The sequence below is a fragment of the Streptomyces sp. AC602_WCS936 genome (assembly GCF_019049125.1).
In the GTDB taxonomy this organism is placed as follows: Bacteria; Actinomycetota; Actinomycetes; order Streptomycetales; family Streptomycetaceae; genus Streptomyces.
Genome location: NZ_JAGMUF010000090.1, coordinates 391,321 through 416,565, shown reverse-complemented (window position 1 = coordinate 416,565; position 25,245 = coordinate 391,321). Strand labels below are relative to the sequence as shown.

General features: G+C 71.5%; 25 protein-coding genes. 11 read left to right on the top strand and 14 right to left on the bottom strand.

Features of this window, described 5'->3' with window-relative positions:
• Positions 1 to 53: 53 nt before the first annotated feature.
• Complete coding sequence (locus KUM03_RS27180) at positions 54 to 509, top strand: MarR family winged helix-turn-helix transcriptional regulator (RefSeq protein WP_217252273.1); 456 nt, start codon at positions 54 to 56, stop codon at positions 507 to 509.
• Between the two features lie 3 nt (positions 510 to 512).
• Here KUM03_RS27180 and KUM03_RS27175 read toward each other — a convergent pair whose 3' ends face one another.
• Positions 513 to 1,274 carry a GntR family transcriptional regulator gene (locus tag KUM03_RS27175; protein ID WP_217252270.1) on the bottom strand — a complete coding sequence of 254 codons (762 nt, stop codon included), beginning with the start codon at positions 1,272 to 1,274 and terminating at the stop codon, positions 513 to 515.
• Complete coding sequence (locus KUM03_RS27170; protein ID WP_217252268.1) at positions 1,271 to 1,819, bottom strand: GntR family transcriptional regulator; 549 nt, start codon at positions 1,817 to 1,819, stop codon at positions 1,271 to 1,273. Before KUM03_RS27170 ends, KUM03_RS27175 begins: the two co-directional genes overlap by 4 nt.
• A gap of 155 nt (positions 1,820 to 1,974) precedes the next feature.
• Here KUM03_RS27170 and KUM03_RS27165 point away from each other — a divergent pair, with 155 nt between their 5' ends.
• Together KUM03_RS27165 and KUM03_RS38585 are read left to right on the top strand one after the other, a co-directional pair.
• Complete coding sequence (locus KUM03_RS27165; protein ID WP_217252265.1) at positions 1,975 to 2,391, top strand: ATP-binding protein; 417 nt, start codon at positions 1,975 to 1,977, stop codon at positions 2,389 to 2,391.
• 296 nt (positions 2,392 to 2,687) lie between these two features.
• The gene (locus tag KUM03_RS38585) at positions 2,688 to 3,062 is read left to right on the top strand and encodes a hypothetical protein (RefSeq protein WP_254399891.1); all 375 of its coding nucleotides are present in this window, start codon (positions 2,688 to 2,690) and stop codon (positions 3,060 to 3,062) included.
• 105 nt (positions 3,063 to 3,167) lie between these two features.
• On the opposite strand, the gene KUM03_RS27155 is transcribed toward KUM03_RS38585, so the two are convergent.
• Positions 3,168 to 3,899: a hypothetical protein gene (locus KUM03_RS27155; protein ID WP_217252263.1), complete on the bottom strand. Its 732-nt coding sequence runs from the start codon at positions 3,897 to 3,899 to the stop codon at positions 3,168 to 3,170.
• 215 nt (positions 3,900 to 4,114) lie between these two features.
• Between KUM03_RS27155 and KUM03_RS27150 the strand changes: the two genes are divergently transcribed.
• The 8 genes from KUM03_RS27150 to KUM03_RS27115 all read left to right on the top strand — a co-directional run bounded on the left by KUM03_RS27150 (position 4,115) and on the right by KUM03_RS27115 (position 14,407).
• Positions 4,115 to 5,281 carry a mandelate racemase/muconate lactonizing enzyme family protein gene (locus KUM03_RS27150; protein ID WP_217252260.1) on the top strand — a complete coding sequence of 389 codons (1,167 nt, stop codon included), beginning with the start codon at positions 4,115 to 4,117 and terminating at the stop codon, positions 5,279 to 5,281.
• Positions 5,278 to 6,282, top strand: a complete 1,005-nt coding sequence (locus tag KUM03_RS27145) for a zinc-binding dehydrogenase (RefSeq protein ID WP_217252257.1) — start codon at positions 5,278 to 5,280, stop codon at positions 6,280 to 6,282. Before KUM03_RS27150 ends, KUM03_RS27145 begins: the two co-directional genes overlap by 4 nt.
• A gap of 165 nt (positions 6,283 to 6,447) precedes the next feature.
• Entirely contained in the window at positions 6,448 to 7,419 is a 972-nt protein-coding gene (locus tag KUM03_RS27140) for a hypothetical protein (RefSeq protein WP_217252255.1), read from the top strand.
• A gap of 95 nt (positions 7,420 to 7,514) precedes the next feature.
• On the top strand, positions 7,515 to 8,624 hold the full coding sequence (gene chvE / locus KUM03_RS27135) for a multiple monosaccharide ABC transporter substrate-binding protein (RefSeq protein ID WP_217252252.1): 1,110 nt from the start codon (positions 7,515 to 7,517) through the stop codon (positions 8,622 to 8,624).
• Between the two features lie 32 nt (positions 8,625 to 8,656).
• Positions 8,657 to 10,216: a multiple monosaccharide ABC transporter ATP-binding protein gene (mmsA, locus tag KUM03_RS27130; RefSeq protein ID WP_217252249.1), complete on the top strand. Its 1,560-nt coding sequence runs from the start codon at positions 8,657 to 8,659 to the stop codon at positions 10,214 to 10,216.
• Positions 10,213 to 11,454 carry a multiple monosaccharide ABC transporter permease gene (mmsB, locus tag KUM03_RS27125; RefSeq protein WP_217252247.1) on the top strand — a complete coding sequence of 414 codons (1,242 nt, stop codon included), beginning with the start codon at positions 10,213 to 10,215 and terminating at the stop codon, positions 11,452 to 11,454. Before mmsA ends, mmsB begins: the two co-directional genes overlap by 4 nt.
• A 67-nt stretch (positions 11,455 to 11,521) precedes the next feature.
• Complete coding sequence (locus tag KUM03_RS27120; protein ID WP_217252244.1) at positions 11,522 to 12,670, top strand: aldose epimerase family protein; 1,149 nt, start codon at positions 11,522 to 11,524, stop codon at positions 12,668 to 12,670.
• Positions 12,671 to 12,790: 120 nt separating this feature from the next.
• A complete protein-coding gene (locus KUM03_RS27115; protein ID WP_217252241.1) occupies positions 12,791 to 14,407 on the top strand; it encodes a histidinol-phosphate transaminase in 1,617 nt (538 codons plus the stop codon).
• A 10-nt stretch (positions 14,408 to 14,417) separates the two neighbouring features.
• On the opposite strand, the gene KUM03_RS27110 is transcribed toward KUM03_RS27115, so the two are convergent.
• The 11 genes from KUM03_RS27110 to KUM03_RS27060 form a co-directional block, all read right to left on the bottom strand.
• Positions 14,418 to 15,725, bottom strand: coding sequence for a lytic transglycosylase domain-containing protein (locus KUM03_RS27110; RefSeq protein ID WP_217252238.1), 1,308 nt, complete (start codon positions 15,723 to 15,725; stop codon positions 14,418 to 14,420).
• Between the two features lie 62 nt (positions 15,726 to 15,787).
• Positions 15,788 to 16,552: a hypothetical protein gene (locus KUM03_RS27105; RefSeq protein ID WP_217252235.1), complete on the bottom strand. Its 765-nt coding sequence runs from the start codon at positions 16,550 to 16,552 to the stop codon at positions 15,788 to 15,790.
• Positions 16,553 to 16,601: 49 nt separating this feature from the next.
• Positions 16,602 to 17,150, bottom strand: coding sequence for a hypothetical protein (locus KUM03_RS27100; RefSeq protein WP_217252232.1), 549 nt, complete (start codon positions 17,148 to 17,150; stop codon positions 16,602 to 16,604).
• Between the two features lie 26 nt (positions 17,151 to 17,176).
• Positions 17,177 to 17,890, bottom strand: coding sequence for a nuclear transport factor 2 family protein (locus KUM03_RS27095; RefSeq protein ID WP_217252230.1), 714 nt, complete (start codon positions 17,888 to 17,890; stop codon positions 17,177 to 17,179).
• Complete coding sequence (locus KUM03_RS27090; protein WP_217252227.1) at positions 17,887 to 18,399, bottom strand: hypothetical protein; 513 nt, start codon at positions 18,397 to 18,399, stop codon at positions 17,887 to 17,889. Before KUM03_RS27090 ends, KUM03_RS27095 begins: the two co-directional genes overlap by 4 nt.
• A complete protein-coding gene (locus tag KUM03_RS27085; protein WP_217252225.1) occupies positions 18,396 to 19,679 on the bottom strand; it encodes an MlaD family protein in 1,284 nt (427 codons plus the stop codon). Before KUM03_RS27085 ends, KUM03_RS27090 begins: the two co-directional genes overlap by 4 nt.
• On the bottom strand, positions 19,676 to 20,839 hold the full coding sequence (locus KUM03_RS27080) for an MCE family protein (RefSeq protein ID WP_217252222.1): 1,164 nt from the start codon (positions 20,837 to 20,839) through the stop codon (positions 19,676 to 19,678). Before KUM03_RS27080 ends, KUM03_RS27085 begins: the two co-directional genes overlap by 4 nt.
• Positions 20,836 to 21,879, bottom strand: a complete 1,044-nt coding sequence (locus tag KUM03_RS27075; protein WP_217252220.1) for an MCE family protein — start codon at positions 21,877 to 21,879, stop codon at positions 20,836 to 20,838. The genes KUM03_RS27080 and KUM03_RS27075 overlap by 4 nt, the downstream gene beginning before the upstream one ends.
• Positions 21,879 to 22,931 carry an MCE family protein gene (locus KUM03_RS27070; protein WP_217252217.1) on the bottom strand — a complete coding sequence of 351 codons (1,053 nt, stop codon included), beginning with the start codon at positions 22,929 to 22,931 and terminating at the stop codon, positions 21,879 to 21,881. Before KUM03_RS27070 ends, KUM03_RS27075 begins: the two co-directional genes overlap by 1 nt.
• Positions 22,928 to 23,992, bottom strand: a complete 1,065-nt coding sequence (locus tag KUM03_RS27065; protein WP_217252214.1) for an MCE family protein — start codon at positions 23,990 to 23,992, stop codon at positions 22,928 to 22,930. The genes KUM03_RS27070 and KUM03_RS27065 overlap by 4 nt, the downstream gene beginning before the upstream one ends.
• On the bottom strand, positions 23,989 to 25,245 hold the full coding sequence (locus tag KUM03_RS27060) for an MCE family protein (protein WP_217252212.1): 1,257 nt from the start codon (positions 25,243 to 25,245) through the stop codon (positions 23,989 to 23,991). Before KUM03_RS27060 ends, KUM03_RS27065 begins: the two co-directional genes overlap by 4 nt.

Here is a 25,245-nt window from a genome sequence, read left to right as displayed (position 1 = left end):
AACCATGCGGCTGAACATTTCATGTTGTCAAACAAATGGGTACCCTGGATTCCATGGCCACACCACGCGACACGACCCGTCGACCCGACGCACTCACCCTGGAGGTCGTCGAGCTGATCGGCGAGGTCGTGGCCCGCTTCCACGCGGACTACGAGGAGGCGGCCGCGGAGCGCGCCCTGACCGGGGCGCAGGCCAAGCTGCTCAGCCTGCTGTCACTGGAGCCGCTGCCGATGCGGAAGCTGGCGCAGAAGCTGAAGTGCGAGCCGTCGAACGTGACCGGGATCGTGGACCGGCTGGAGGCGAGGGGGCTGGTCGAGCGGCGGCCCGATCCCGCCGACCGGCGGGTGAAGGTGGCGGCGGCGACGGACGAGGGGCGCCGGGTCGCGCGGGGACTGCGGGAGTCACTGCGGTTCGCGCGGGAGCCGCTCGCCGGGCTGTCGGAGGGGGAGCGGGTGGCGCTGCGGGACGCGTTGCGGAGGATGCTCGGGGAGGACTCGACGGAGAGCTGACCCTCAGCGCGATTCGAACTCGTACCGCAACTCGTAGAGGTGCCCGGCCTTCACCATGACCGTCACCTCGATCGGGCTGCCCCCATCCCCGTGGACGACCCGGAGGGTGCGCAGGACCGGCATACTGCTGGTGAGGTGGAGTGCCTGGTACTGCTCCTGGGTCGGAATCCGCGCGGAGACTCGGTCCACGGTGCGGCGCGCGGGGTGGCCCAGTTCCGCCAGCAGCGCGGGTGCGCCGCCCTTGATTCGACGTCGCTCCATGAACGCCGTGTCCCGGGCGATGTCCAACGGGTAATAGCAGTCGACGAGTTCCGCGGGTTCGTCGTCGATCAGGAGAATTTGGCTGCGCAGCAGTGCCGTGCCGTCCGCAGGGAGGCTGAAGGCGGCGCGGACGTCGGCCGGCGGGCGGGCCTCCGCGACATTGCGAAGGACACTGCGGGCGTGGGTGCCGTGCTTGGCGGCCTCCGTGAGCCAACGGTCGGCAGTCGTGAGCGTGGCCGGTGAAACCGTACGCTGACGGTGCTCGCGGACCGTGACGGAGGCTCCCGCCCTGCCGACCGCGAGACCCTCCTCCTTCAGAAGCTGCAACGCCTTCTGCACCGTGGCGTTCGACGCGTCGAACCGCTCTTTGAGCCGCGCCGTCGAGGGGAGACTCGCACCCGGCGCCAGTTCGCCACTCATGATGTCGTCACGCAGGTCGGCGGCGATGCGCTCGTGGAGGGAGCGACGGTCGACACCTTCCGTTTCCGCTTGGGGCACGGTCATCCGATCTCGATCTCGATCTCATAGCGCAGCCTCTGCCGCAGGGCAGGCATCACCATACGATCCACCTGGATCGGGTGGCCCTCGCGGTCGAGCGTCACTCGGGTGAGCCGCAGCACCGGCTCATCGGGGTCAGTCTCCAGGGCCCGGCGCTCTTCCTCGTCCGGCATCGTGGCCGTCACGTCCTCGCGCACCAGGACGCCGGTGTGGCCGAGCTCGGCGAGCAACGCCACGGCGCCACCACGGATCTTGGCAGTGCGCGCCAGGGCGGTGCCCTGGGCGACGGCCAGCGGGTAGTACGTATCGGTCAGCTCGTTCGGCCGCTCGTCGAGGAGGATCAGGCGTCGGCGCACGACGACCGGTTCTCCTTCGGCGATGCCGAATAGTTTCGCCACCTCGGCGGGCGCGGGTACCTCGCCGGCATGCAGGATGCGCTGGGTTCCCCGGCGGCCCTGCGCCTCGGCCTCTGCACCCCAGGCGTCGCCGTGGCCCTTCCCCTGCGGCGTCAGGTACGGAAGAGACGTGCTGACCCAACTGCTCGCACTCATGAGGCCCTCCTCGCGGCCGACGCTTATGCCCATCGGGGGCCAACGTTAGGCGACTTCGTCCGTGTGTTCCTCGCCATCCTGCCACCTAGCTACCTTTCGCGAAAAGCGCTAAGGTCGCGCTCGTCGGACGCCCCAACTTCCGGAGGTGGCCTCTCGTGCCCGTGTCACGACACCGTCGTTTCCCACGCTCGCGCGCCTCGGTACGCGACGCCCGCGCCTTCGTTCGTCAGGTTTTGACGGGCTGGGGTCACACCGATCGACTGGACGACATAACGCTCTGCGTCTCGGAGTTGGCCACCAACGCGCTCCTCCACGGAGCGCCGCCCGGCAGGGAGTACTGCGTGAGCCTCACGCTCGACGGCTCGGTGATCCGCCTCGCGGTGCGGGACAGCGGCGACCGGCAGCTCGATATCGGCGTCCGGGAGGCCGACCTGGAGGCATGTTCCGGGCGCGGCTTACGACTTGCCCGGGAGGTCGCCGACGACATGGGGATCACCCAGGAAATCGTCGGCAAGAGCGTCTGGGTGACCTTCAAGAGCGTGTCGCCGAACGAATGCGCCGCGCCATCCTGAACGCAAGCCCGGCGGATACTGTCCGAATGGATGGATCAAGGGCTTCTTGGGTCAACACCACGCACGATTGGACCGCCGTCGTGGACGCGGACCACCTCGGTCGAATCCGCAGGAGGCCGGCAGAGTTCGCACCGGGCGGGCCGGGACACCTCGTTCTTGAGACCGTTGCCTACGCTGCTGATGAAGCAGCGAGCAGGGGCGGCGGGCGGTGTGTGGTCACGCTGCATACCGACGGCTCAGTGTCAGTGAAGGATGACGGCCGGGGCACCGACACTCGAGTCGACGAGCATGGCTGCGTGGTGAAGAAGCCGGTCATGGCCACGAAAGATCTTCGATTCTTCGATCGCCCGGAAACGGAACGGCTACCGGACGGACATCCGCGTCGTGGCATGTCCGTCGTCGCGGCGCTCAGCGAGTGGCTGATCCATACCAACCACCGCCGCAACGGATCCTGGAGCCAGCGCTATGAGCACGGTGTCCCGGTGAGTGATCTGATGCCCGTCGGGGCCGACGGGACCACGGGGACCTGCGTCCGCTTCCTTCCGAACGAAGCCCTGCGTTCGCCATGGGCGTTGACCGCGAGCGACCTGGCGCGGTGGTCCGAGCAGTGGCCCGAACTCATCGCCCGCCTCGACGACCAGCGCGACGGCAGGGGCCGGCCAAGTCCGTGACCACGACCACAGGACCGAGCCGCACCGGGAAGAGCAGACCGGTCGGCTCTCGGCGGACACCTCCGTGAGGGGCGCAGCGGCCGGGCGAAGACCGAGGCGCGGCTCCTACGTGCACCACCACAGGAAGCGGTCGCACGTCTCCGTGGGCGTGGGATCCGGCGAGGCCGTAGGGGTGGGGGTGGTGGTCGGGGGCGGGTCGGCCGGGGATGTCTCCGGGCGGTCCGGGGTGCCGGGTGCGTCCGGTGCCGACTCCGGCGGGGGCTGGGAGGGGTCTCCCTCCTCCTCGGCCGTTTCCCGGTCCTCCGCCGACGGGGACTGAGAGGCCGACGCGGACGCCGACGCCGAGGTCGACGCGGAGGCCTCCGGAGAGGGCGCGCCCGAGGTCGGGGCCGTGTCCGAGGTCGCGTCGACCGGTACGGCGGACGTCTCCCCCACCTGCCGTGTCGCCTCGCCGTCCGTGGACTCGCCGCCGGCCGCCGCCGGTTTCGGCGGGGTGCCCGGGGCGTCCAGGCCGAGTTCCGCGAGGCTCAGTCCGCCGGCGGCCAGGACGAACCCGGCGGTGACGAACAGGGCCCGGCGGCGGCGCCTGCGGTGTGCGGCGGCCTTGCGGTCGCGGCGGCCGGCCCGGGCGCCGGGCACGGCGTCGCCGGGGTCCCCGTCGGCGTCCCCGTCGGCGTCCTCCTCGGCCGCGCTCGCCTCGTCGGCGGACCACGGCGGGCTCGCCTCACTCGCCGTCAGGTTTACGTCAGAGGCGCTGAATTGCCCGACAGGGACGCCACACCCCGGGCAGGCGAGGGCGCCGTTGAGGTGCCGTCGGCACGGGTGGCAGTAGTCCATGACGCGGGAAGGTTAAGTTCCGGGGCGGGCGTGTTCCTAGAGGCCACTGTGAAAGTTGTGTGGGGAAGCCGCCGGGGGCGTCCCTCGCCGTACTTTCGAAACTGCCGAAACCGTTATGTGTCCGACCCATTGACACCCCCACCGCCCCCTCCTTACTGTCACGCCAGCATTTCGAACGAGTGACGAAATATCGAACATAGCGAAGGGCAACCGCCGTGCGCATCACCGGAATCAGCACACACGTGGTCGGGACGCCGTGGCGCAACCTGACATACGTTCAGGTGCACACCGACGAGGGGATCACTGGAGTCGGCGAGACCCGGATGCTGGGGCACACCGACGCGCTCCTCGGCTACCTGAAGGAGGCCGAGGCCAACCACATTCTGGGCTCCGACCCGTTCGCCGTCGAGGACCTGGTCCGCCGCATGAAGTACGGCGACTACGGCCGCGCCGGCGAGATCGTGATGTCCGGCATCGCGGTCGTCGAGATGGCGTGCTGGGACATCAAGGGCAAGGCCCTCGGCGTCCCGGTCTGGCAGCTGCTGGGTGGCAAGGTCACCGACAAGGTGAAGGCGTACGCCAACGGGTGGTACACGACGGAGCGGACCCCGGAGGCTTACCACAAGGCCGCGCAGGGCGTCATGGAGCGCGGGTACCGGGCGCTGAAGATCGACCCGTTCGGCACCGGGCACTTCGAGCTGGACCAGCAGCAGACGAACTACGCCGTCTCCCTCATCGAGGCCGTACGGGACGCCATCGGGCCGGACGCCGAGCTGATGCTGGAGATGCACGGCCGCTTCTCCCCCTCCACCGCCGTGCGGCTCGCGCGCGAACTCGCGCCCTTCAAGCCGGCCTGGCTGGAGGAGCCGGTCCCGCCGGAGAACCTCAAGGCGCTGAAGAAGGTCGCCGAGAAGGTCGACATCCCGGTCGCCACCGGTGAGCGCATCCACGACCGGATCGAGTTCCGCGAGCTGTTCGAGGACCAGTCGGTGGACGTCATCCAGCCCGACGTCGGTCACATCGGCGGCATCTGGGAGACGCGGAAGCTGGCCGCGACCGCCGAGACGCACTACACGCTCGTCGCGCCCCACAACGTGGGCGGTTCCGTCCTCACCGCCGCCTCCCTCCAGGTCGGCTTCACCTCCCCGAACTTCAAGATCCTGGAGCACTTCAACGACTTCGCGGACGCGGAGATCAAGAAGGTGGTCAAGGGCGCGCCGGTGGTGGACCCGGAGGACGGCTGCTTCCACCTGTCCGACGCGCCCGGTCTCGGCGTCGAGCTGGACACGGACGCGGCGGCCGAGTTCCCCCAGCAGCAGGCGCGGTTCGACCTGTGGGCCGAGGGCTGGGAGCAGCGCAAGCCCAAGGGGACCGGGGCATGAGCGGCGCGGTCGTCGTCGAGGCGCCGGGCGAGTACCGGCTGGCTCCGCACGAGCCGCGCGAGCCCGGCCCCGGGGAGGCGCTGGTGCGGGTGCACGCGTCCGGCATCTGCGGCAGCGACCGCGAGGTCTGGCAGGGCAACCGGCCCGAGGGGTACGTGCGTTACCCGCTCACCCCGGGCCACGAGTGGTCGGGGACCGTCGAGCGGGTCGGCGCCGGGGTGCCGGGCTCCCTCGCCGGGCGCAAGGTGGTCGGTGAGGGCTTCCGCAACTGCCAGGTGTGCGACCGCTGCCACGCGGGCGAGACGACACTGTGCACGGCCGGTTACGAGGAGACCGGGTTCACGCAGCCCGGTGCCATGGCGCCCACGCTGACCCTGCCCGCGCGGCTCCTGCACGTGCTGCCCGACGACGCCGACCTCACGGCCGCCGCCCTGCTGGAGCCCGCCGCCTGCATCGCCGCCGCCGCGCTCAAGGCCAACGCCCGGCCCGGCGAGCGGGTCGCAGTCGTCGGCACCGGGACGCTCGGCATGTTCGCCGTGCAGTTCCTGCGGGCCGCCTCGCCCGGCGAGCTGCTCGTCGTCGGCACGCGGGGGGACCGGGAGGCGCTGTCGAGGCAGTACGGGGCGACCGGCTTCCGCACCAAGGACCAGCCGCTGCCGGACGACTTCGACGTCGTGATCGAGACCGCCGGGTCCGCGGACGCCGCCCGGACCGCCGCCGCACTGCTGCGCCGGGGCGGGCGCCTGGTCCTGACCGGTATCCCGGCACCGGGCGCCGACGGGCTCGACCCCACCGACCTCGTGGTGCGTCAGCTGGAGGTGCACACCGTCTTCGGGGCGCCGCCGGACGCCTGGGCGCACACGGTGCGGGTCTTCGCGGCCGGTCTGCTGGACCCGCGGCCACTGGTCACGCACGAGCTGCCGCTCGCCGAGTTCCCCGAGGCCATCGAGCTGGTGGGGTCCGGCGACCCGAAGGTCGGCAAGGTGCTGCTGCATCCCTGACCCCGCCCCTTGAGCCGTACGCCGGTACGGGGGTGACCTGACGGCCCCCGTACCGGCGTACCTCCACTTCGAGGCTTTTCGTACCTCACGCCGCGAACCCCGTCCGACATGTCGAACAAGGCGTGCCGGACCCCGGCTCCGGCGTACCGAACCTAAGGAACGCTTGTGACCGACGCTTCCGCCAAGGCCGCCGCACGCAGGCCCGGTGAGCAGGCGCTCACCGCGCTCGGCCTGGCCGCGCCCGCCCTCGACCCCGCCGACGCCTCGCCGCACTCCTTCCCGGGCGGCGGCCGCTGGCGCACCGAGATCCCCTCCTGCGAGGGGCCGGAGGCGCTGGGGGTGGTGCTGAAGGAGTCCTCGCGGCTGGACGTACCGATCCACCGGATCAGCCAGGGCAGCGGCGTGTGGATGCTGACCGACGCCGAGATCACCGAGATGGTCGAGGCCACCGCCGAACGCGACATCGAGCTCTGCCTGTTCACCGGCCCGCGCGGCACCTGGGACATCGGCGGCTCCACCCGGACCGACTCCGGCGGCGCGGGGCTGCGCGCCCGCGGGCACGACGCGGTCGCCGGGTGCGTCGAGGACGCCGTACGGGCCACCGAACTGGGCGTCAAGTGCCTGCTCGTCGCCGACGAGGGCGTGCTGTGGACGCTGCACCGGGCGCGGACGGCCGGCCTCGTCCCCGCCGACACCACGCTCAAGCTCTCGGCACTCGTCGGGCCGGTCAACCCGGCCTCGTACGCGGTCTACGAAGGGCTCGGCGCCGACTCCATCAACGTGCCCAGCGACCTGACGCCGGATCATCTGACCGAAATACGGCGGGTTTCGGCCGCGCCGATGGACATGTACATCGAGGCTCCGGACGACCTGGGCGGCTACGTCCGGATGTACGAGATCGCCGAGCTGATCCGGCGCGGCGCCCCGCTGTACCTGAAGTTCGGCCTTTCCAAGGCGCCCGGGATCTATCCGTACGGCCATCACCTGCGGGAACTGACGCTGGCCACCGCCAAGGAGCGGGTGCGGCGCGGGCGGCTCGCCCTCGATCTGCTCGCCCGGCACGGGGCGGACGGGGAGATGGCGCCGCTCGGTTCGCGGCTGCCGGGCTCGCTCAACCGGTTCGAGATCTCGTCATAACGTTCCGGAAACTCTCTTCACAAAAGAAGACACGACCGCGCACAATCCCACACACCTGCGTCGCCGTTCCAGCCCTCACCTCAAGGATGATGACCATGCGCAACCGCAGAGCCGCACTCGCCGCCATAGCCTCCGCCGCCTCGCTCGCCCTGACGCTGACCGCCTGCGGCCAGAACAGTGAGGGCGGCAGCGAGGAGGACAAGGGAGGCAGCGACGGCGCCACCATCGGCATCGCGATGCCGACCAAGTCCTCCGAGCGCTGGATATCCGACGGCGCCAACGTCGAGAAGGAACTGAAGGCCAAGGGCTACGAGACCAAGCTCGTCTACGGCGAGGACGACCCGGACCAGCAGGTCGCCCAGATCGAGAACATGATCACGCAGGGTGTGGACGCCCTGATCATCGCCGCGATCGACAACAAGTCCCTGGGCAACGTGCTCCGTCAGGCCAAGGACGCCGACATCCCGGTCATCTCCTACGACCGGCTGATCCTCGGCACGGAGAACGTCGACTACTACGCCTCGTTCGACAACGAGAAGGTCGGCGAGCTGCAGGGCTCGTACATCGTGGACAAGCTCGGGCTGAAGGCGGGCGAGAAGGGCCCGTTCAACATCGAGCTGTTCGCCGGCTCCAACGACGACAACAACACCAAGTACTTCTTCAACGGCGCGATGAAGGTCCTGAAGCCGTACATGGACAAGGGCCAGCTCGTCGTCCGCTCCAAGCAGACCGACCTCAACCAGGTCACCACCCTGCGCTGGGACGGCGGCACCGCGCAGAAGCGCATGGACGACCTGCTCACCTCCAGCTACCGCAGCGCCCGCGTCGACGCGGTGCTCTCGCCCTACGACGGCATCTCCATCGGCATCCTCTCGGCCCTGAAGTCGGACGGCTACGGCTCCGGTAGCAAGCCCATGCCGGTCGTCACCGGTCAGGACGCCGAGATCGCCTCGGTGAAGTCGATCAAGGCGGGCCAGCAGACCCAGACCGTCTTCAAGGACCTGCGCGAGCTCGCCAAGGTCGCCGCGAACATGGTCGACGCGGTCCTGAACGACAAGAAGCCCGAGGTCAACGACACCAAGTCCTACGACAACGGTGCCAAGGTCGTCCCCGCCTACCTGCTGAAGCCGGTCAGCGTCGACAAGTCCAACTACAAGAAGGTCCTCGTCGACGGCGGCTACTACACCGAGGACCAGCTCAACTAACCGGGTCCCTACAAGGATTGGAAGGCACGACCATGGCGGGACCCGTCCTGGAAATGCGCTCGATCGTCAAGACCTTTCCCGGTGTCAAAGCGCTGTCGGACGTCACGCTGACCGTCCGCCAGGGCGAGGTCCACGCCATCTGCGGGGAGAACGGCGCCGGCAAGTCGACCCTGATGAAGGTGCTCTCCGGCGTCCATCCGCACGGCAGTTACGAGGGGGACATCCTCTTCGAGGGCGAGACCTGCCGGTTCCGGGACATCCGGGCGAGCGAGCAGCACGGCATCGTGATCATCCACCAGGAGCTGGCGCTGGTGCCGTACCTGTCGATCGCGGAGAACATCTTCCTCGGCAACGAGCACGCCAAGCGCGGCCTGATCGACTGGACCGAGACGCTCAGGCACGCCACCGAACTGCTGCGCCGGGTCGGTCTCGACGAGCACCCGGAGACCCGCGTCGCCGACATCGGCGTGGGCAAGCAGCAGCTGGTGGAGATCGCCAAGGCGCTGTCGAAGAAGGTGAAGCTGCTCATCCTCGACGAGCCGACCGCGGCGCTCAACGACGAGGACAGCGGCAAGCTCCTCGACCTGATCCTTCAGCTGAAGGAACAGGGTATGACCTCGATCATCATCTCGCACAAGCTGAACGAGATCCGCCGGGTCGCCGACTCGGTGACGATCATCCGCGACGGGCAGTCCATCGAGACCCTCGACGTGAAGGCGGCGGAGACCACCGAGGACCGGATCATCTCCGGGATGGTCGGCCGGGACCTGGAGAACCGCTTCCCGGAACGCACCCCGCACCACCCCGAGGAGGGGGCCGCGCCCGCCCTGGAGATCCGCAACTGGACCGTGCACCACCCCATCGACCAGCAGCGCAAGGTCGTCGACGACGTGTCGATCGAGGTGCGGCGCGGCGAGATCGTCGGCATCGCCGGGCTGATGGGCGCCGGGCGCACCGAGCTGGCGATGAGCGTCTTCGGCCGCACCTACGGCCGGCACGCGGGCGGCACGGTCCTCAGGGACGGCGCCGAGGTCCGTACGAAGACCGTCCCCGAGGCGGTCGGGCACGGCATCGCGTACGTCACCGAGGACCGCAAGCACTACGGCCTCAACCTCATCGACACCATCAACCGGAACATCTCGCTGACCGCGCTGGGCAAGGTCGCCAAGCGGGGCGTGGTCGACGAGCACGGGGAGCGGCAAGTCGCCGAGGACTACCGGAAGTCCATGAACATCAAGGCGCCGACCGTCTTCGAACCGGTCGGCAAGCTGTCCGGCGGCAACCAGCAGAAGGTCGTCCTCAGCAAGTGGATCTTCGCCGGTCCCGAGGTGCTGATCCTGGACGAGCCCACCCGGGGCATCGACGTGGGCGCCAAGTACGAGATCTACACGGTCATCGACCAACTGGCCGCCCAGGGCAAGGCGGTCGTCTTCATCTCCTCCGAACTGCCCGAGCTGCTCGGCATGTGCGACCGCATCTACACGATGGCCGCGGGCCGGCTGACGGGGGAGTTCTCACGGGCCGAGGCCTCGCAGGAAGCGCTGATGCGTCGGATGACGAAGGACACGAAGGACAAAGAGGTAACCCGATGAGCACGGACGTGACCGCGAAGACCCCGGCCCCGGCGCCGCCCGGCTCAGGCGGTCCGGCCGCCGGCGGCCTGTGGCAGCTGATGCTCGACGGGATGCGCCGCAACATGCGGCAGTACGGCATGCTGATGGCCCTCGGCCTGATCGTGGCCCTGTTCGCCGTCTGGTCCGACGGCGACCTGCTGCTGCCGCGCAACGTCTCCAACCTCGTGCTGCAGAACAGCTACATCCTGATCCTCGCGATCGGCATGATGCTGGTCATCATCTCGGGCCACATCGACCTGTCGGTCGGCTCACTGACCGCGTTCACCGGCGCGATGGCCGCGGTGCTGATGGTCAGGAACGACCTGCCCTGGCCGGTCGCCGTGCTGCTGTGCCTGGCCATCGGGGCCGCCGCGGGCGCCGCGCAGGGGTTCTTCATCGCCTATCTCGGCATACCGTCGTTCATCGTGACCCTCGCGGGCATGCTGCTCTTCCGCGGTCTGACGGAGATCTTCCTGGAGGGCCAGACCCTCGGCCCCTTCCCGAGGGACCTCCAGAAGATCGCCAACGGCTTCCTGCCGGAGGTCGGACCGGAGACCAACTACCACAACCTCACCCTGCTGCTGGGCTTCGCGCTGATCGCCTTCGTGATCTACCAGGAGGTCCGCGACCGCAAGCGGCAGCAGGAGTTCGCGCTCGAGGTGCTGCCGGCCAAGCTGTTCTGGCTCAAGCTGGTGGCGCTGGTCTCCGCCGTCCTCGTCGTCACCCTGCTGCTCGCCAGCTACAAGGGCGCGCCGATCGTGCTGCTCATCCTGGGCGTGCTGGTCGTCGGGTTCGGCTACCTGATGCGCAACGCGATCGTCGGCCGCCACATCTACGCCATCGGCGGCAACCTGCCCGCGGCCAAGCTGTCGGGCGTGAAGGACAAGAAAGTCACCTTCCTGGTCTTCCTGAACATGGGCATGCTCGCGGCCCTGGCGGGTCTGGTCTTCGCCGCCCGCTTCAACGCGGCCTCTCCCAAGGCCGGTCTCAACTTCGAGCTGGAGGCCATCGCCGCCTCCTTCATCGGCGGCGCGTCGATGAGCGGCGGAGTCGGCACGGTCCTCGGCGCGATCATCGGCGGCCTGGTCCTGGGCGTGCTGAACAACGGCATGAACCTCGTCGGCATCGGCACCGACTGGCAGCAGGTGATCAAGGGCGCGGTGCTGCTGGCGGCGGTCGGGTTCGACGTGTGGAACAAGCGCAGGGTCGGTTCGTAACGGATCTCGGGCCCCGCCGCTCACGGCGGGGCCCGCTTCTTCTCACGGAAGTACAGGAGCCGCACGTATGGAACTGAGCAGACGCACGGTCATCGCATCGGCGGCCGCCGCCGGCCTGACGGCCACCGCGGCCGGCGGCACGGCACACGCCACGGGAGGCAGGAAGCCGGTGAAGGAGCTCTTCGGCAAGCTCGCCGACGGCACGAAGGTGCACCGCTGGTCGCTGGAGAACGGCGGCACGCGGATGAAGGTGCTGTCGTACGGCGGCGTCGTCCAGTCCCTGGAGATCCCCGACCGCCGGGGCCGCCACGAGAACGTCTCCCTGGGCTTCGACAACCTCGACGACTACGTGGCGTCCAGCCCCTACTTCGGCGCCCTGATCGGCCGCTACGGCAACCGCATCGACGAGGGCCGCTTCACGCTGGACGGCAAGACGTACCAGCTCTCCGTCAACGACGGCGCGCACAGCCTGCACGGCGGCGCCCAGGGCTTCGACAAGCGGGTCTGGGAGGTCGAGCCGTTCACCGACGGCCCCGACGTCGGCCTGGTCCTGCACTACACCAGCGTCGATGGCGAGATGGGCTACCCGGGCACGCTCAGGGCGAAGGTGACGTACACCCTCACCCGGCGCGGCGAGTGGCGCATCGACTACGAGGCCACCACCGACAAGGCCACCGTCGTCAACCTCACCAGCCACGTCTACTGGAACCTGGCCGGCGAGGGCAGCGGCACCATCGAGGACCACGAGCTGTCGATCGCCGCGTCCCGCTACACACCCACCGACGCGGGCCTGATCCCGACGGGCGAGCCGGCGAAGGTGTCCGGCACGCCCTTCGACTTCCGGCGAGCCAAGCCGATCGGCCGGGACATCCGCGACGCCCACCCGCAACTCGTCACCGCCAAGGGCTTCGACCACAACTGGGTGCTGGACAAGGGCATCACCGACCGCCCCGAGCACATCGCCACCCTGCGCGAGGGCACCTCGGGCCGCACCCTGCGCATCGCCACCGACCAGCCCGGCCTGCAGTTCTACTCGGGCAACTTCCTCGACGGCACCCTCACCGGCACCGGCGGCTCGCTCTACCGGCAGGGCGACGCCCTGTGCCTGGAGACGCAGCACTTCCCGGACTCGCCGAACCAGCCGTCGTTCCCGTCGACCGTGCTGCGGCCCGGGCAGACGTACCGGACGACGACGGTCCACTCGTTCGACGCGTGAGGACCCGGGACGCCGGGCGGGCACACTTTCTTCACAGGCGTTGAACGGCGTCACCCGTCCCTCCGTATGTAAGGGCGGCCCGCGCTCCCCCGCGCGGGCCGTCCACAGACGGAGGTCCACTTGTCCGGCAACGTCACCTCGCTGTTCCGCGGCACCGCGGCGCACAGCCCGTCGATGGCGGCGCTGACGCGGGAGAGCGGCGGCGAGGCGGGCGCGGGTCCGGTGGACTTCTGCATCCCCTGCAACCCGTACTTCCCCACCCCGGCGATGTTCGACGAGCTGGCCGGCCGGCTGCGCGACATCATCACGTACTACCCGAGCGGCGCCGACACCATCACGGCCGAGCTGTGCGGCCTGCTGCGACTGCCCCCGCAGTGCGTGGCGATGGGCAACGGCTCCACCGAGCTGATCACCTGGATCGACCACCTGCTGGTCCGCGAGTCCCTCGCCGTCCCCGTCCCCACCTTCGGCCGCTGGACCGACCAGCCGATGGAGACCGGCAAGCGGGTCGACATGTTCCCGCTCCAGGAGTCCGGCGGCTTCGCCCTCGACCTCGCGCGGTACGCCGAGTTCGTCCGGGCCCGCGGGACGCGGGCGGTGGTGATCTGCAACCCCAACAACCCCGACGGCGGCTACCTGCACAAGCAGACGCTGGTGCGGTTCATGGACGCGATGGCCGACCGGGACCTCGTCGTGATCGACGAGTCCTTCCTGGAGTTCGCGGACGCGGAGGCGGAACCCAGCGTCGTGCAGGAGGCGATGCTGCGCCCCAACGTCGTCGTCCTGCGCAGCCTCGGCAAGAACTTCGGCCTGCACGGCATCCGCTTCGGCTACCTGGTCGCCAACCCGGCGCTGGCCGGCCGGGTGCGCGCCATGCTGCCGAAATGGAACCTCAACTCCTTCGCGGAGCACGTGGTGTTCATGCTGCGCGACCACGGGCCGGAGTACGCGCAGAGCCTGCACCAGGTCCGCCGCGACCGCCTGGAGATGGCCAGTCAGCTGTCCGCGCTGCCCGGTCTGACGGTCTATCCCTCCCAGGGCAACTTCCTCTTCGTGCGCCTGCCCGTGGGCGCCGAGGGCACCGTCGTCCGGGACCGCATGCTCACCGAGCACCGGGTCCTGGTCCGTGAATGCGGCAACAAGATCGGTTCGTCCAGCCGCTTCCTGCGACTCGTGGTGCGCCCCCAGGTGGACGTGCGTCGCCTGGTGTCCGGCCTGGAACAGGTGCTCTACGGGTCCAGGAGGGGAGCCGCCGTGCCCGAGCCCGCCACCGGGACCGGCTACAGCTCGGGCACGGCGGCGGTGGACCGCCTGGTGAGCGAGACCAACGGGGCCGGGATGCGGGCGCTCGCCGACCGGCCGGCCGGCCCTCCGGGGCTCGCCGCCGCTCCGGCCGCCGGCACCGGCATGCCGCTCCCCGCCGCGGTGCCCGTCGCCCCGGCGGCGGCCCTCGCGGGCCCGATGCCGGTGCCGGCCCCGCCGCAGGCCCCGCAACCGGCGCCGGCCCCCCAGCCGGCGCCGTACCCCGGGCCGGTGCCGGTCCCCCACCCGGCACCGGCCCCGCAGCCCCTGCCCGCCGCCCCGGCGGCCTCCTACGCGCCGCCCGCCGGTCCCACCCCACCCGGTGTCCCGGCCCATGGTGGTCTCACGGCCGCCCAGGTCAGGGGCACCAACGGCCTGGAGTCGGTGCCGGCGACGGGCTGGCCGAACGCGGCGGGGGCGGGCCGGGCGGGCTGACCCGCCCGGCCTACTCGTCCGTGGAGCCCGGGGAACCCGACGGGGCCGGGCACTGCGTGCCGGTCGGGGAGGCGGTGGGGTCGGGAGACGGACTTCCCGGTTCCGCGGGGCAGCCGTCCGATGCGGTCGGCGTCGGGCTCGGGCCGGTCGGGTCCGGCGTGGGCGACGGGGAGTCGGTCGGGTCCGGCGTGGGCGACGGGGAGTCGGTGGGGGTCTCGGTGGGCGGCAGGGAGGGGTCCGGGCTCGTCGGAGGCGGCGTCGAGGAGGACGGGTCCGGGGACGGGGACGGCGGCGGGAGGGACGGGGACGGCCCGGAGCCGCCCGGCGCGGTGGTCGGGTCCGGGCCCACGACGATGCCGTCGTCACCTGCCCCGCCTCCGCCCCCGCCTACGCCCGCGCCCCCGCGGCCACCGCCGGCGCCCCGGTCGTCGACGGGTTCGGTCGCCGGTGTGTCGCCGCCCGCACCGGGGCTCTTCGGGACGACGCCCCTGCCGTCGGGGACGGGGTGGACTCCCCTGCGGTAGAACTCCAGCCAGTACCTGACCAGTTCCACGTAGGTGCGGGAGTTGTTGTAGCTGAGGAGCGCACGGTCCAGGTCCGCGGCCCGGCCCAGATCCCGGTCACCGGCGCACAGGTAGTGGCCGGCCGCCAGAGCCGCGTCGAAGACGTTGTTCGGGTCGGCGCGGCCGTCGCTGTTGCCGTCCGCGCCCCAGCGGGCCCAGGTGGACGGCAGGAACTGCATCGGGCCCACCGCCCGGTCGTAGACCGTGTCACCGTCGTGGGCGCCGCCGTCCGTGTCCCGGATCAGGGCGAAGCCCCGCCCGTCGAGGGGCGGGCCGGTGATGCGGCCGAGGGTCGTGCCGTGCCGGTCCACCGCGCCGCCGCGTGCCTGGCCGGACTCGACCTTGCCGATCGCGGCGAGCAGTTCCCAGGGCAGCCGGCAGCCGGGGTCCGTCCTGCCGACGGCCGACTCGGCGGTGCGGTAGGCGCGCAGCACGGTGGCCGGGATGCCCGACTGGGCGCGGACGTCCCGCCCGGTCGCGGCGGCGGCCGGTGTGCCGTTCCGCTTCGTCAGAGGCGGGAGTTCGGTGTGGTAGGAGCCGTCGCCCGGCGGAGCGAGTTCGGCGAACGGGCCGTCCGCCGTCGGCCGGAGCAGGTCGTCGGCGGCCGGACCGGCGTGGCCGTCCTTGGCGTCCCGGGCGAGGCCGGGGGCCTGGGAGGCGGTGAGGGCCGCCATGGCCGCGACCGCGAGGGCGGTCGTGCGCAGTCCCCTGCGGGCCCGGCGGGCGTGCAGGCGTCGGGCACGGCGTACGGACATGGTCGTCACTCCTGTCGGTTCCGTCTCAGACACGGGGCGGGCGAGGCGCGGGCGGTGAGGACTCAGCGGCCGAAGGTGTCGATGGCGGAGACGAGCCAGCGTCCGTCCCGGTGCACCAGGTCGACGGCGAGCATGGCCGCCGCGTACACGCCCTGGTCCTCGGCGGTGTCCTCGCCCGCCGGACCCTTCTCGTCCGGGGCCGCGCTCCCGGTGGTGGCGACGCTGCTCTGGTCGGCGTAGAGGAGGACCCGGGCCCGGTCGCCGTCGATCCGCTCGACCGCGCTCTCGGTGACCGACGTGGTGATCACCGCCTTCTGCTCGTCGGCCCGCGCACGGACGTCGGCGAGCAGGTCGCGGTGCTGGTCGACGGCCTTGCCTGTCAGGAGGTCCTTCGCCGCCTCGTCGAGGGCGCCGGGATCGGCGTGGTCGTAGGAGAAGAGCCGGTCGACGGCCTCGGCCGCCCGGCCCTTGATCTCGCTGGTGCGGGCGAGGTCGGTCAGGGCCGTGTTGGCCCGCGCGGGCTCGGACCTGAGCGCCTCGGCCTCCGCGTGCGCCCACCCGGCGAAGCCGCCGAGGAGCACCGTCAGCGCGCACAGCAGCGCGAGTACGAGGGGGCGGCGGGGCCGGGCCCGGACGGTCCTCTCGCCTTCGGCCGCGGGCGGCTCGGCCGGGGTGTCCGCGGGCGCCGGGACGGCCGTGGCGCCGCGCGGGGCGGCCCGGACCGCCGTGCGTTCCGGGCGCCCGGCGGGGTCGGAGGCGGTGACGGGCCGGGGCTCGCGGGCCTGGCGGCGCCGTTGACGGTTGATGTGGTGACGGGTCGTCGACATGGTGCGGTGTCCTCCTCGCTGCGGCCGGCCTGCGCGGTACGGGACCGGTTCAGCCGGCCGAAGTGCCGCCCACGGGCGCCTGGCCCAGGGCGCTCAGCTTCCACCGGCCGTCGGTCCGGGTGAGTTCGCCGAGCATGCGGCTGTCCTTGTCGGTCGTCGCTCCGTCGGCCGCCTTGACGGTGACGCGCAGGGCGACCAGCACCCGGGCGCGGCCCGCGCGGTCGTCGACTTCGGTGACGGCGCCCGACAGCACCCGGGCCGTGGTGACCGTCTTGGCCTCCTTCACCTGCTCGGTGAACTCGGCGCGTCCGGAGGTGAGTTGCTCGTGCAGTTCGCCGGTCGTCGACGACTCCCACAGGTCGAGGTCCCGCTTCAGCTCGCGGTGATCGAGCGTGTTCAGGTTCTGCACGGCCTGTTCCCCGGCGGCGAGTGCCGCGTCCCGCTGCGCGGCGTACGCGGCCCGGTCGTCGTGGGCCGCCCGGTACCAGTCCTGCCCCGTCCACGCCGCGAAACCTCCCGCGACGAGGGTCAGGGCGAGGGCCAGGACCGGCAGCGACCGGGAACGGGCCACGGGGCGGAGGCGGACCGGGCGTTTCATGGGGTGCTCCCGTCTCCCGCGCATGTTCAGCGGGCCTTGATGTCGGTGATCCGCCACCGGTCGTCCTCCAGCCGGGCCGTGACCGTGAGCTGGGCCGCCGCGGTGGTGACCTCGGTGCTGTCCTTGCCCTTGTGGGAGGTCTGGTCGAGGAAGACCAGCAGGCGGGCCCTGTCCCCGTCGAGTTCGATCACTCCGGTGCGGACGGCCCGGGTGCTCAGGGTGACGCGCTGCTCGGTGAGGTCGTCGCGGACCCGGGCGAAGAGGGTCTCGTACTGGCGGGCGGCGCGGCCGTCGAGGACGGTGGCCGCGGAGCGCTCGGCGGCCGCGGTGCCGTCCGGGGTGTAGGAGAAGACACGGGCGAGGGCGTTGCCGATGTCGCCCGCGACGCGTGAGGTGGCCTCGGTGTCGGTGAGCGCGTGGTTCCGGGCGGCCTCGGCCGACGCCAACCGGTGGGCCGCGTAGAAGAACCCGCAGCCGCCGAGGAGCAGGACCGCGGCGGTCCCGGCCAGGGCGGCCCGCCGCAGGCGCCCGTGCGGCGGGCGGGGGGCCGGGGTGTCGCCGGGGTCGTCCGAGGCGGGCTCGTCCGAGGCGGGATCGTCCGAGGCGGGCTCGTCCGCGGAGTCCGGTTCCTGGGACGCGAGTTGCCCGCCCGCGGAGTCCGCTTCCGGGTGCGGGGCCCGCTCGTCCACCGTGCCGGGCTCCGGTGCGGTGCCCCCGCGCGGCAGCCACTTGGGGGTCATCGCTCCCCGCCCTTCTCCTCCGTGACCGGTACGGCGCTCAGCGCCCGGACCTTCCACTCCTCCTCGCCCGTGCGGGCCAGGACGGCCTCCAGGCGTTTGCGGTCGGTGGCCGGCTTCTTCGCCCCGTCGGGGACGACCTCGACGCGGACGGTGGCGATGAGCTTGGCCGTGCCGGACCGGGTGTCGAGGGCCGTGACGGCGGCCTCGGTGACCGTGCCGCGCGCCGACGTTCCCGCCTCGGCCTCGGTGTCGCCGAGTTCCCGCTGCAACGGCCCGGTGGAGACGGCGCGCCAGTCCCGGATGCTCTGCTCGGCCCTCTGCCGGGTGGAGGCGTCGAGCGTGGTGAGTACGGCGATGCCCTTCCGCCCGTCGGCGAGTGCCTCGTCCCGTTCCCGGCCGTGGGCGAGCGAGTCGTCGGTGCGTGCCTGCGCGTACGTCCACGCGCCGGTGGCGCAGAGGCCGAGGGAGAGCGCGAGGCCCGCTGCGGCGATGATCCTGGGCCATCTCATCGCGTGCTCCCGGTGGCCGGAGCGAGGAGGCCGGCCAGCCCGGCCGGTGCCTCGCCGCTCTGTCCCGGCAGGGCGAGCGCGCCGGGGAGCGCGGCGGGGGTGTCGTCCTTCGCCGGTGTCCCGCCGTCGCCCGGGGGCAGGGAGCCGGGTCGGGCCGGGTCGGGCACCGCGCCGCTCTTCGGGGCGTTGGCCGACCCGCGTACGTTCTTCCCGCTGGACGCCGGGGCGGCGCAGGCCGCTTCGGTGTTGAGGGCGGGTGCGGTGCCGAGGTCGAGGCCGTTGCGGTAGCGGGTGGCGCCGTATCCGTCGGTGCAGGGCAGGGGACTGAAGAAGGTGACGGCCAGACCGAGGTTGAGCTTGCCGCCGTCGACGGCGGTGGCGCCGGCGGCTACGGCAGCCGGGTACTTCACGAGGAGTTCCTCGATGCCGCGCTGCCGGGTGACGGCCACCTGGGAGGTGGTGAGGAGGTTGGCGAGGACGACGCCGAGGCTCGGGTCGAGGTCCCGCAGCAGGCCGCTGACCTGGGTGGCGGCCTCGGGGGTGACCGCGAGGAGGCGGCGCAGGTCGGCGTCGGAGCCCTTGAGGGCCCGGGCCAGTTCCTCGGCGCCGACGGCGAAGTCGCGGATGGCCTGGGACTCCTCGGCCTGGGTGCGCAGGACTGTCTCGCCGTCGTGGATGAGCCGGGTGGTGGAGGGCAGGGCGCGGTCGGCGGCCCGGACGAAGTCGCTGCCGCTGTCGAGCAGCACCTGGAGGTCGTCACCGTGTCCTTCGAAGGCCTTGCCGAACTCGTCGACGACCGTGCGCAGGTCCTCCAGCGGGACGGAGGTCACGAGGTCGTCGACGCTGGTGAGGACGTCGGTGACGGGCGCGGGCACCTGCGTGTCGGCCTGTTCGATGCGGGTGCCGTCGGTGAGGTAGGGCGAGCCGTCGCTCTCGGGCCGCAGGTCGATGTACTGCTCGCCGACGGCGGAGAGCCCGGCGACCACCGCCTTGGTGTCGGCGGGGATGCTGGGCGCGGACTTCTTGATGCGCAGCTCGGCGACGACGCCGTCGGCGGTGAGGTCGATCGGGCCGACGCGGCCCACCGAGACGCCCCGGTAGGTGACGTCCGAGTGCGTGAACAGGCCGCCGGTGCGCGGGAGCCGCACGTCCACGGTGTAGTAGTCGGCGACACCCACGTACCGGCCGAGGTCGGCGTAGCGGATGCCGAGGAAGGAGAGGGCGAGGACGGCGACGAGGAGGAAGGCGAGGTTCTTCAGCCGTACGGCGAGGGTGATCACCCGCGTTCACCTCCGGACCCGGACCCGGACCCGGCCCCGGACGCGGAGGGCAGCGGCAGCGGCGAGGTGGAGCCCGGCGCGGCGGCCGGGGACGGCTGTTGCCCGGGCACGAGCGGCGGGATCACCTGGGTGCCGGGCTCGGCGGCCATGCTCAGGTACGTGTTGAGGTAGTCGCCCTTCACTCCGCTGAGGATCTCGTCGGTGAAGGGGTACGTCAGCAGCACCTGGAGGGAGTCGGGCAGGTCCGTGCCCGCGTCGGCGAGCGCCTTCAGCGTCGGCGCGAGGGCCTTGAGGTCGGCGATCATGTCGTCCTTGCTGGCGTTGACGGTGGAGACGGCGACGCCGGACAGGGTGTCGAGGGAGCGCAGCATGGTCAGCAGGGAGCCGCGCTGCTTCTCCAGGGTCTTCAGTCCGGGCGAGAGGTCGGTGAGGACGGTGCCGACGTCGTCCTTGCGGGTGGCGAGGGTCGAGGAGAGCCGGTTGACCGCGTCGAGGGCGTCGGTGATGTCGCCCCGGTGGTCGTCGAGGTCGCCCACGAGGGTGTCGACCCGCTTCAGCATGGAGCGGACCTCGGGTTCGCGGCCGCCGAGCGCGGCGTTGAGCTCGCGGGTGATGGTCTTCAGCTGGCTGACGCCGCCGCCGTTGAGCAGCAGGGACAGCGCGCCGAACACCTCCTCGACCTCGGTGTTGCGGCTGGTGCGGGCCAGTGGGATGACGCTCCCGTCGGTCAGCCGGCCGGCTCCGGTCTCCTCGGCGGGTGCGACGAGCTGGATGTACTTCTCGCCCAGCAGGCTGGACTGTTCGAGCCGGGCGGTGGCGTCGGCGGGCAGCCGCACCTCGCCGTTGATCTCCATGGTGACCCGGGCCTTCCAGTCGTCCCGGCCGAGTTCGATGCCGGTGATCCGGCCGACGGCGACGTCGTTGACGCGCACCGCGGAGTGCGGGACCAGGCTGAGCACGTCCTGGAGTTCCGCGGTGACGGTGTAGGGGTGGTCGCCGAGGTCGGCGCCGCCGGGCAGCGGCAGGTCCTCGATGCCGTCGAAGCCGCTCGGGACGACACCGACCCCGCCGACGGTCAGGGCGAGGGCGAGACCCGCGGCGGTCAGTCCGCCCGCGGTGAGCCCGGCGGCCCGGCGCGCGGTGAGCGTGCCGCGCTTCATCGGCCGTCTCCCTTCTTCCCGTCGGTCGCGCCGGTCTTCCCGTCGGTCGCACCGGCCACGGGCAGCGGCAGCAGCGGCCCGCCGATGCTGATCTCGTTGAGGTTGGCGCGGCCGTCGAGGGTGCGGGTGTCGGGGTTGTAGGCGTTCACGACGTTGTCGGCCGCCAGCGGTGCCACGTCCAGCGCCTCGGCCAGCGAGGCCCGTTGCTCGACCAGGGTCCGGGTGAGGGGGACGAGCCGGTCGACGTTCTTCTTCAGCTCGCCCCGGTTGTCCTCGATGAAGGTCTTGACCTGGCCGAGGGCCGTGCCGAGTTCCTCCAGCGCTCCGGTGAGGTCGTCCTTGTTGTCGGCGAAGAAGCTGACGACCTCGTCCAGGCGTTCCTGGGCGGTGCGCACGTCGGTGTCCTTGTTCTTCAGCATGGTGGTGAAGGTCTGCAGGCTGCTGAGCGTCCGGAACAGGTCGCCGCTGCTGCCGTCGAGGGTCTTGGCCGCCTTGCCGAACTCCTCGATGCTGTCGCCGATGGCCTCACCGTTGCCGTCGAGGTTGTCGGCACCGGTCCGCAGCAGGTCGGACAGGGCACCCTCGGCGTTGGCTCCGTCCGGGCCGAGGGCGTCGCCGAGTTCGGTGATCGAGGCGTAGATCTGGTCGATCTCGACGGGGACGTGGTTGCGGGAGGCGGGCAGGACGGCGCCGTCGGCGAGGGCGGGGCCCTCGCGGTGGGCGGGGGTGAGTTGCACGTAGCGGTCGGCGACGACGCTCGGCGCGACGACGACGGCCCGCGCGTCCTCGGGGACCTTGATCCCCTCGTCCAGGCGGAGGCCGACGCGGACCCTGGTGCCCTCGGGCCGCACCGACTCCACCTCGCCGACCCGCACCCCGAGGACGCGCAGGTCGGATCCGGCGTAGACGCCGATGGTGCGGTCGAAGAAGGCGGTGACGCGGATGCCGTCGGCTTCGAGGGCGCGGGCCGTGACCAGGCCGCCGGCGGCGAGCACCACGAACGCGAGCACCCCGGTGAGGATCTTTCGGCGTCGGCTCATCACTCACCGCTCCCCTGGGCCGCCGCCGGCTGTTTCGGCGGCAGGCATCCGGTCTCGGGCTGGGACGTCTCGGGCAGGTAGTCGCGGGGCACGACGCCGCACAGGTAGCTGTCGAACCAGCGGCCGTTGCCCAGGGTGTTGCCGACCAGGCGGTAGTACGGGCCGACCAGTGCGAGGGTCTTGCCGAGCTGGGTGTTGTTCTTCTCCAGGACGCCGGTGACCCGGCCGAGCGCCTTGAGGGTGGGGCCGAGCTGCTTCTCGTTGTCCTCGACGAGGCCGCCGAGTTCGGTGCCGAGGTCCCGGCTGCCCTTGAGCAGGGCGCTGATGGCGGCCCGGCGGTCCCTGAGTTCGCCGAGCAGGGAGCCGCCGTCCTCGATGAGCAGCTCGAAGCTGGACTTCTTGTTCTCCAGGGTCTTGGTGAACGTGGCGCTTCCCTCGAGGAGTTCGGCGAGCTTCGCGTCGCGCTTGGAGATGGACCGCGACAGGTCGGACAGGCCGGTGGCGGCCTTGCGCACGTGGGGCGGTGAGTCCTTGAAGGTGTCGGTGATGGTCTCGAAGCTCTCGGCGAGCCGCCCGGTGTCGATGGCGTCGACGGTGCCGCTGAGGTCCTGGAAGGCCTGGGTAACGTCGTAGGGGGAGGTGGTCCGGTTCAGCGGGATGCGGCTGCCGGGGTCCTGGCGGCCGGAGCCGAGCGGGTCGAGCGCCAGGTACTTGTCGCCGAGGACGGTCTTGATGGCGATGGCGGCGGTCGTGCGGTCGCCGAGCCAGGCGTCCTCGACCTCGAAACCGACCTTCACCTTGGCGCCGTCGAGCGCGACGCCGGTGACCTGGCCGACCTTGACGCCGGCGATGCGCACCTCGTCCCCCTCCTCCAGGCCCGCCGCCTCGGAGAAGTCGGCGCTGTAGGAGGTGCCGCCGCCGAGCGGCAGCCGGTCCACGTGGTAGACGAGGAGGGCGACCAGGGCGAGGACGAGCAGCCCGGCGACGCCGACGGCGACGGGGTTGCGTTCCCTGACCGGTTTGACCCGGGGGCCGGTGCGGGGGCGCTTCATCCGCGGCACCTCGATTCGGTGATCGCGATGCCGGTGGGCGGCTTCGAGCCGTCGGAGGTGGTCACTTGGCTCACGCGCGCCTCGCAGAGGTAGAGGTTGAACCACGAGCCGTAGGAGGACAGGCGGGCCAGGGCGGTCATCTTGGCGGGGGACTTCTCCAGGAAGTCCTCGATCTGCGGGGTGTGCTCGCCGAGGTTGGCCGAGAGCCGGCCCAGTTCACGGACGTTCTTCTTGAGGGGTGCGCGTCCGTCGTGGAAGAGGCCGGCGGTGACGGTCGTCAGGTCGCCCATGGCCGCGACGGCCTTGCCGAGGGGTTTGCGGTCCGCGTTGAAGCCGGTGACGAGTTCCTGGAGGGTGGCGACGAGGTCGTCGAAGCCGTCCTCGCGGTCGTTGAGGGTGTCCAGGACGGTGGTGAGGTTGTCGACGACCTCTCCGATCACCTTGTCCTTGGCGGCGACGGTGGTGCCGAGCGAACCGATGTGGCGGATCAGGCTGTCGACGGTGGCGCCCTCGCCCTGGAGCACCTGCACGATCGATCCGGCGAGTTCGTTGACGTCCTTCGGGGAGAGCCCCTCGAACAGCGGCTTGAAGCCGTTGAAGAGCAGCGTCAGGTCGAGCGCCGGCGTGGTGCGCTCCAGCGGGACGGTGCCGCCCTCCTCGAGCGTGCCGGAGACGTCGCCGCTGCCGCGGCCGAGGGCGACGTAGCGCTGGTCGACGATGTTGAGGTACTTGACGGCGGCGGTGGTCGAGCGGGGCAGCCTGCGGTCCTCGCGGACGGTGAAGGTGACCTCCGCGGTGCGTCGTTGCACGACGCGTACGCCGGTCACCTCGCCGACCGTCACCCCGGAGATCCGCACGCTGTCGCCCTCGATGAGCCCGGTGACGTCGGTGAACAGGGCCTTGTAGGTGCTGGTTCCGCTGCCGGAGCCGGTGCCGGAGCCGGCGACGCTCAGGCCCAGCACGGTCGTGGCGAGGGCGGTGACCACCACGAAGACGAGGGACTTGAGCAGCGGCCCGGTCAGCGGGCGGCGCCGGGTGGGCGCGTGGTCGGCCGCGGTCATCGCAGGGTCACCTCCGTTCCGCGGTAGACGGGGCCGACGAGCAGGCTGCTCCAGTCGGGCAGGTCCCCGGGGCTCTGGCCGGCGGCGGGGGCGAGGAGTTCGTTGACGAGGTCGTTCTCCTGCGGGGAGTTGGCGGGCCCGAGGTCCTGCTCGGCCGCGGGGGTGGCGGCAGCGGCGACGGGGCGGGGCAGGGTGCCGAGGTAGGGCACCGAGGGGCAGCGGGGTCCGCCGCCGGAGTCGTACACCGGGGTGTCGCGGCCGGGTCGGTAGGCGCCGCGCGAGGCGACGGTGGTGACGTCGACGTGGATGCCTGGCCGGTCGGTGCCCTTGCCGAGCGCCTTGTCCATGGCCGGTACGAAGTCGGCGAGGGTGCGCAGGGTGCAGGGGAAGGCCGAGGAGTACTCGGCGAGCAGTTCCAGGGTGGGCCTGCTCGTTCCGCTCAGCCGGATGATGTTGTCCTTGTTCTTCCGCAGGAAGGCCGTCACGTCCTCGGCCGTCCGGGTCGTCGCGCCGAGGGTGGCGGCGAGCTCCGCCTCCTGCTCGGCGAGGGTGCCGCTGGTGGTGGTGAAGTCGGTGAGCGCCGTGATGATGTCGGGCGCGGCGTCCGCGTAGAGGTGGCTGACCTTCACGAGTTCCTTGAGGTCCCGGTTGAGGGCGGGCAGATGGGGGTTGAACTCCTTCAGGTGCTCGTCCAGCAGGCTCAGCGTGTCGCCGAGCCGCTCTCCGCGCCCTTCCAGGGCCTGCGAGACGGCCGACAGGGTGGCGGCGAGCTTCTGCGGCTGGACGGCGGTGAGCATGGGCAGGACGTCGTCGAGCACCTGTTGCAGCTCGATGGCGTTCTCCGACCGGTCCTGGGGGACGACGGCACCGGCGGCCAGGGGTTCGGGCGAGGGGTTCTCGGGCGGCACGAGGGCCACGAACCGCTCGCCGAACAGGGTGGTGGGCAGCATCTGCGCCCGTACGTCGGACGGTACGTCGTCCAGCGCGCCGGGCTTCATGGCGAGGGTGAGCCGGGCTCCGTCGCCGGTGGCGTCGATGGCGCGGACCTCGCCGACGACGACGCCGCGCAGTTTCACCTCGGCGCCCGGGTGCATCTGGTTGCCGGCGCTGCCGGTCTCGACGACCACCGGGTCGGAGTCGGTGAACTTCTTGTCGTAGACGGCGACGGCCAGCCAGATCAGCAGGGCGGGCACCAGCACGAACACCACCCCGGCCAGCCGGTGGCGCAGTGCCTGTCCTCTCGGTCGGCTCAT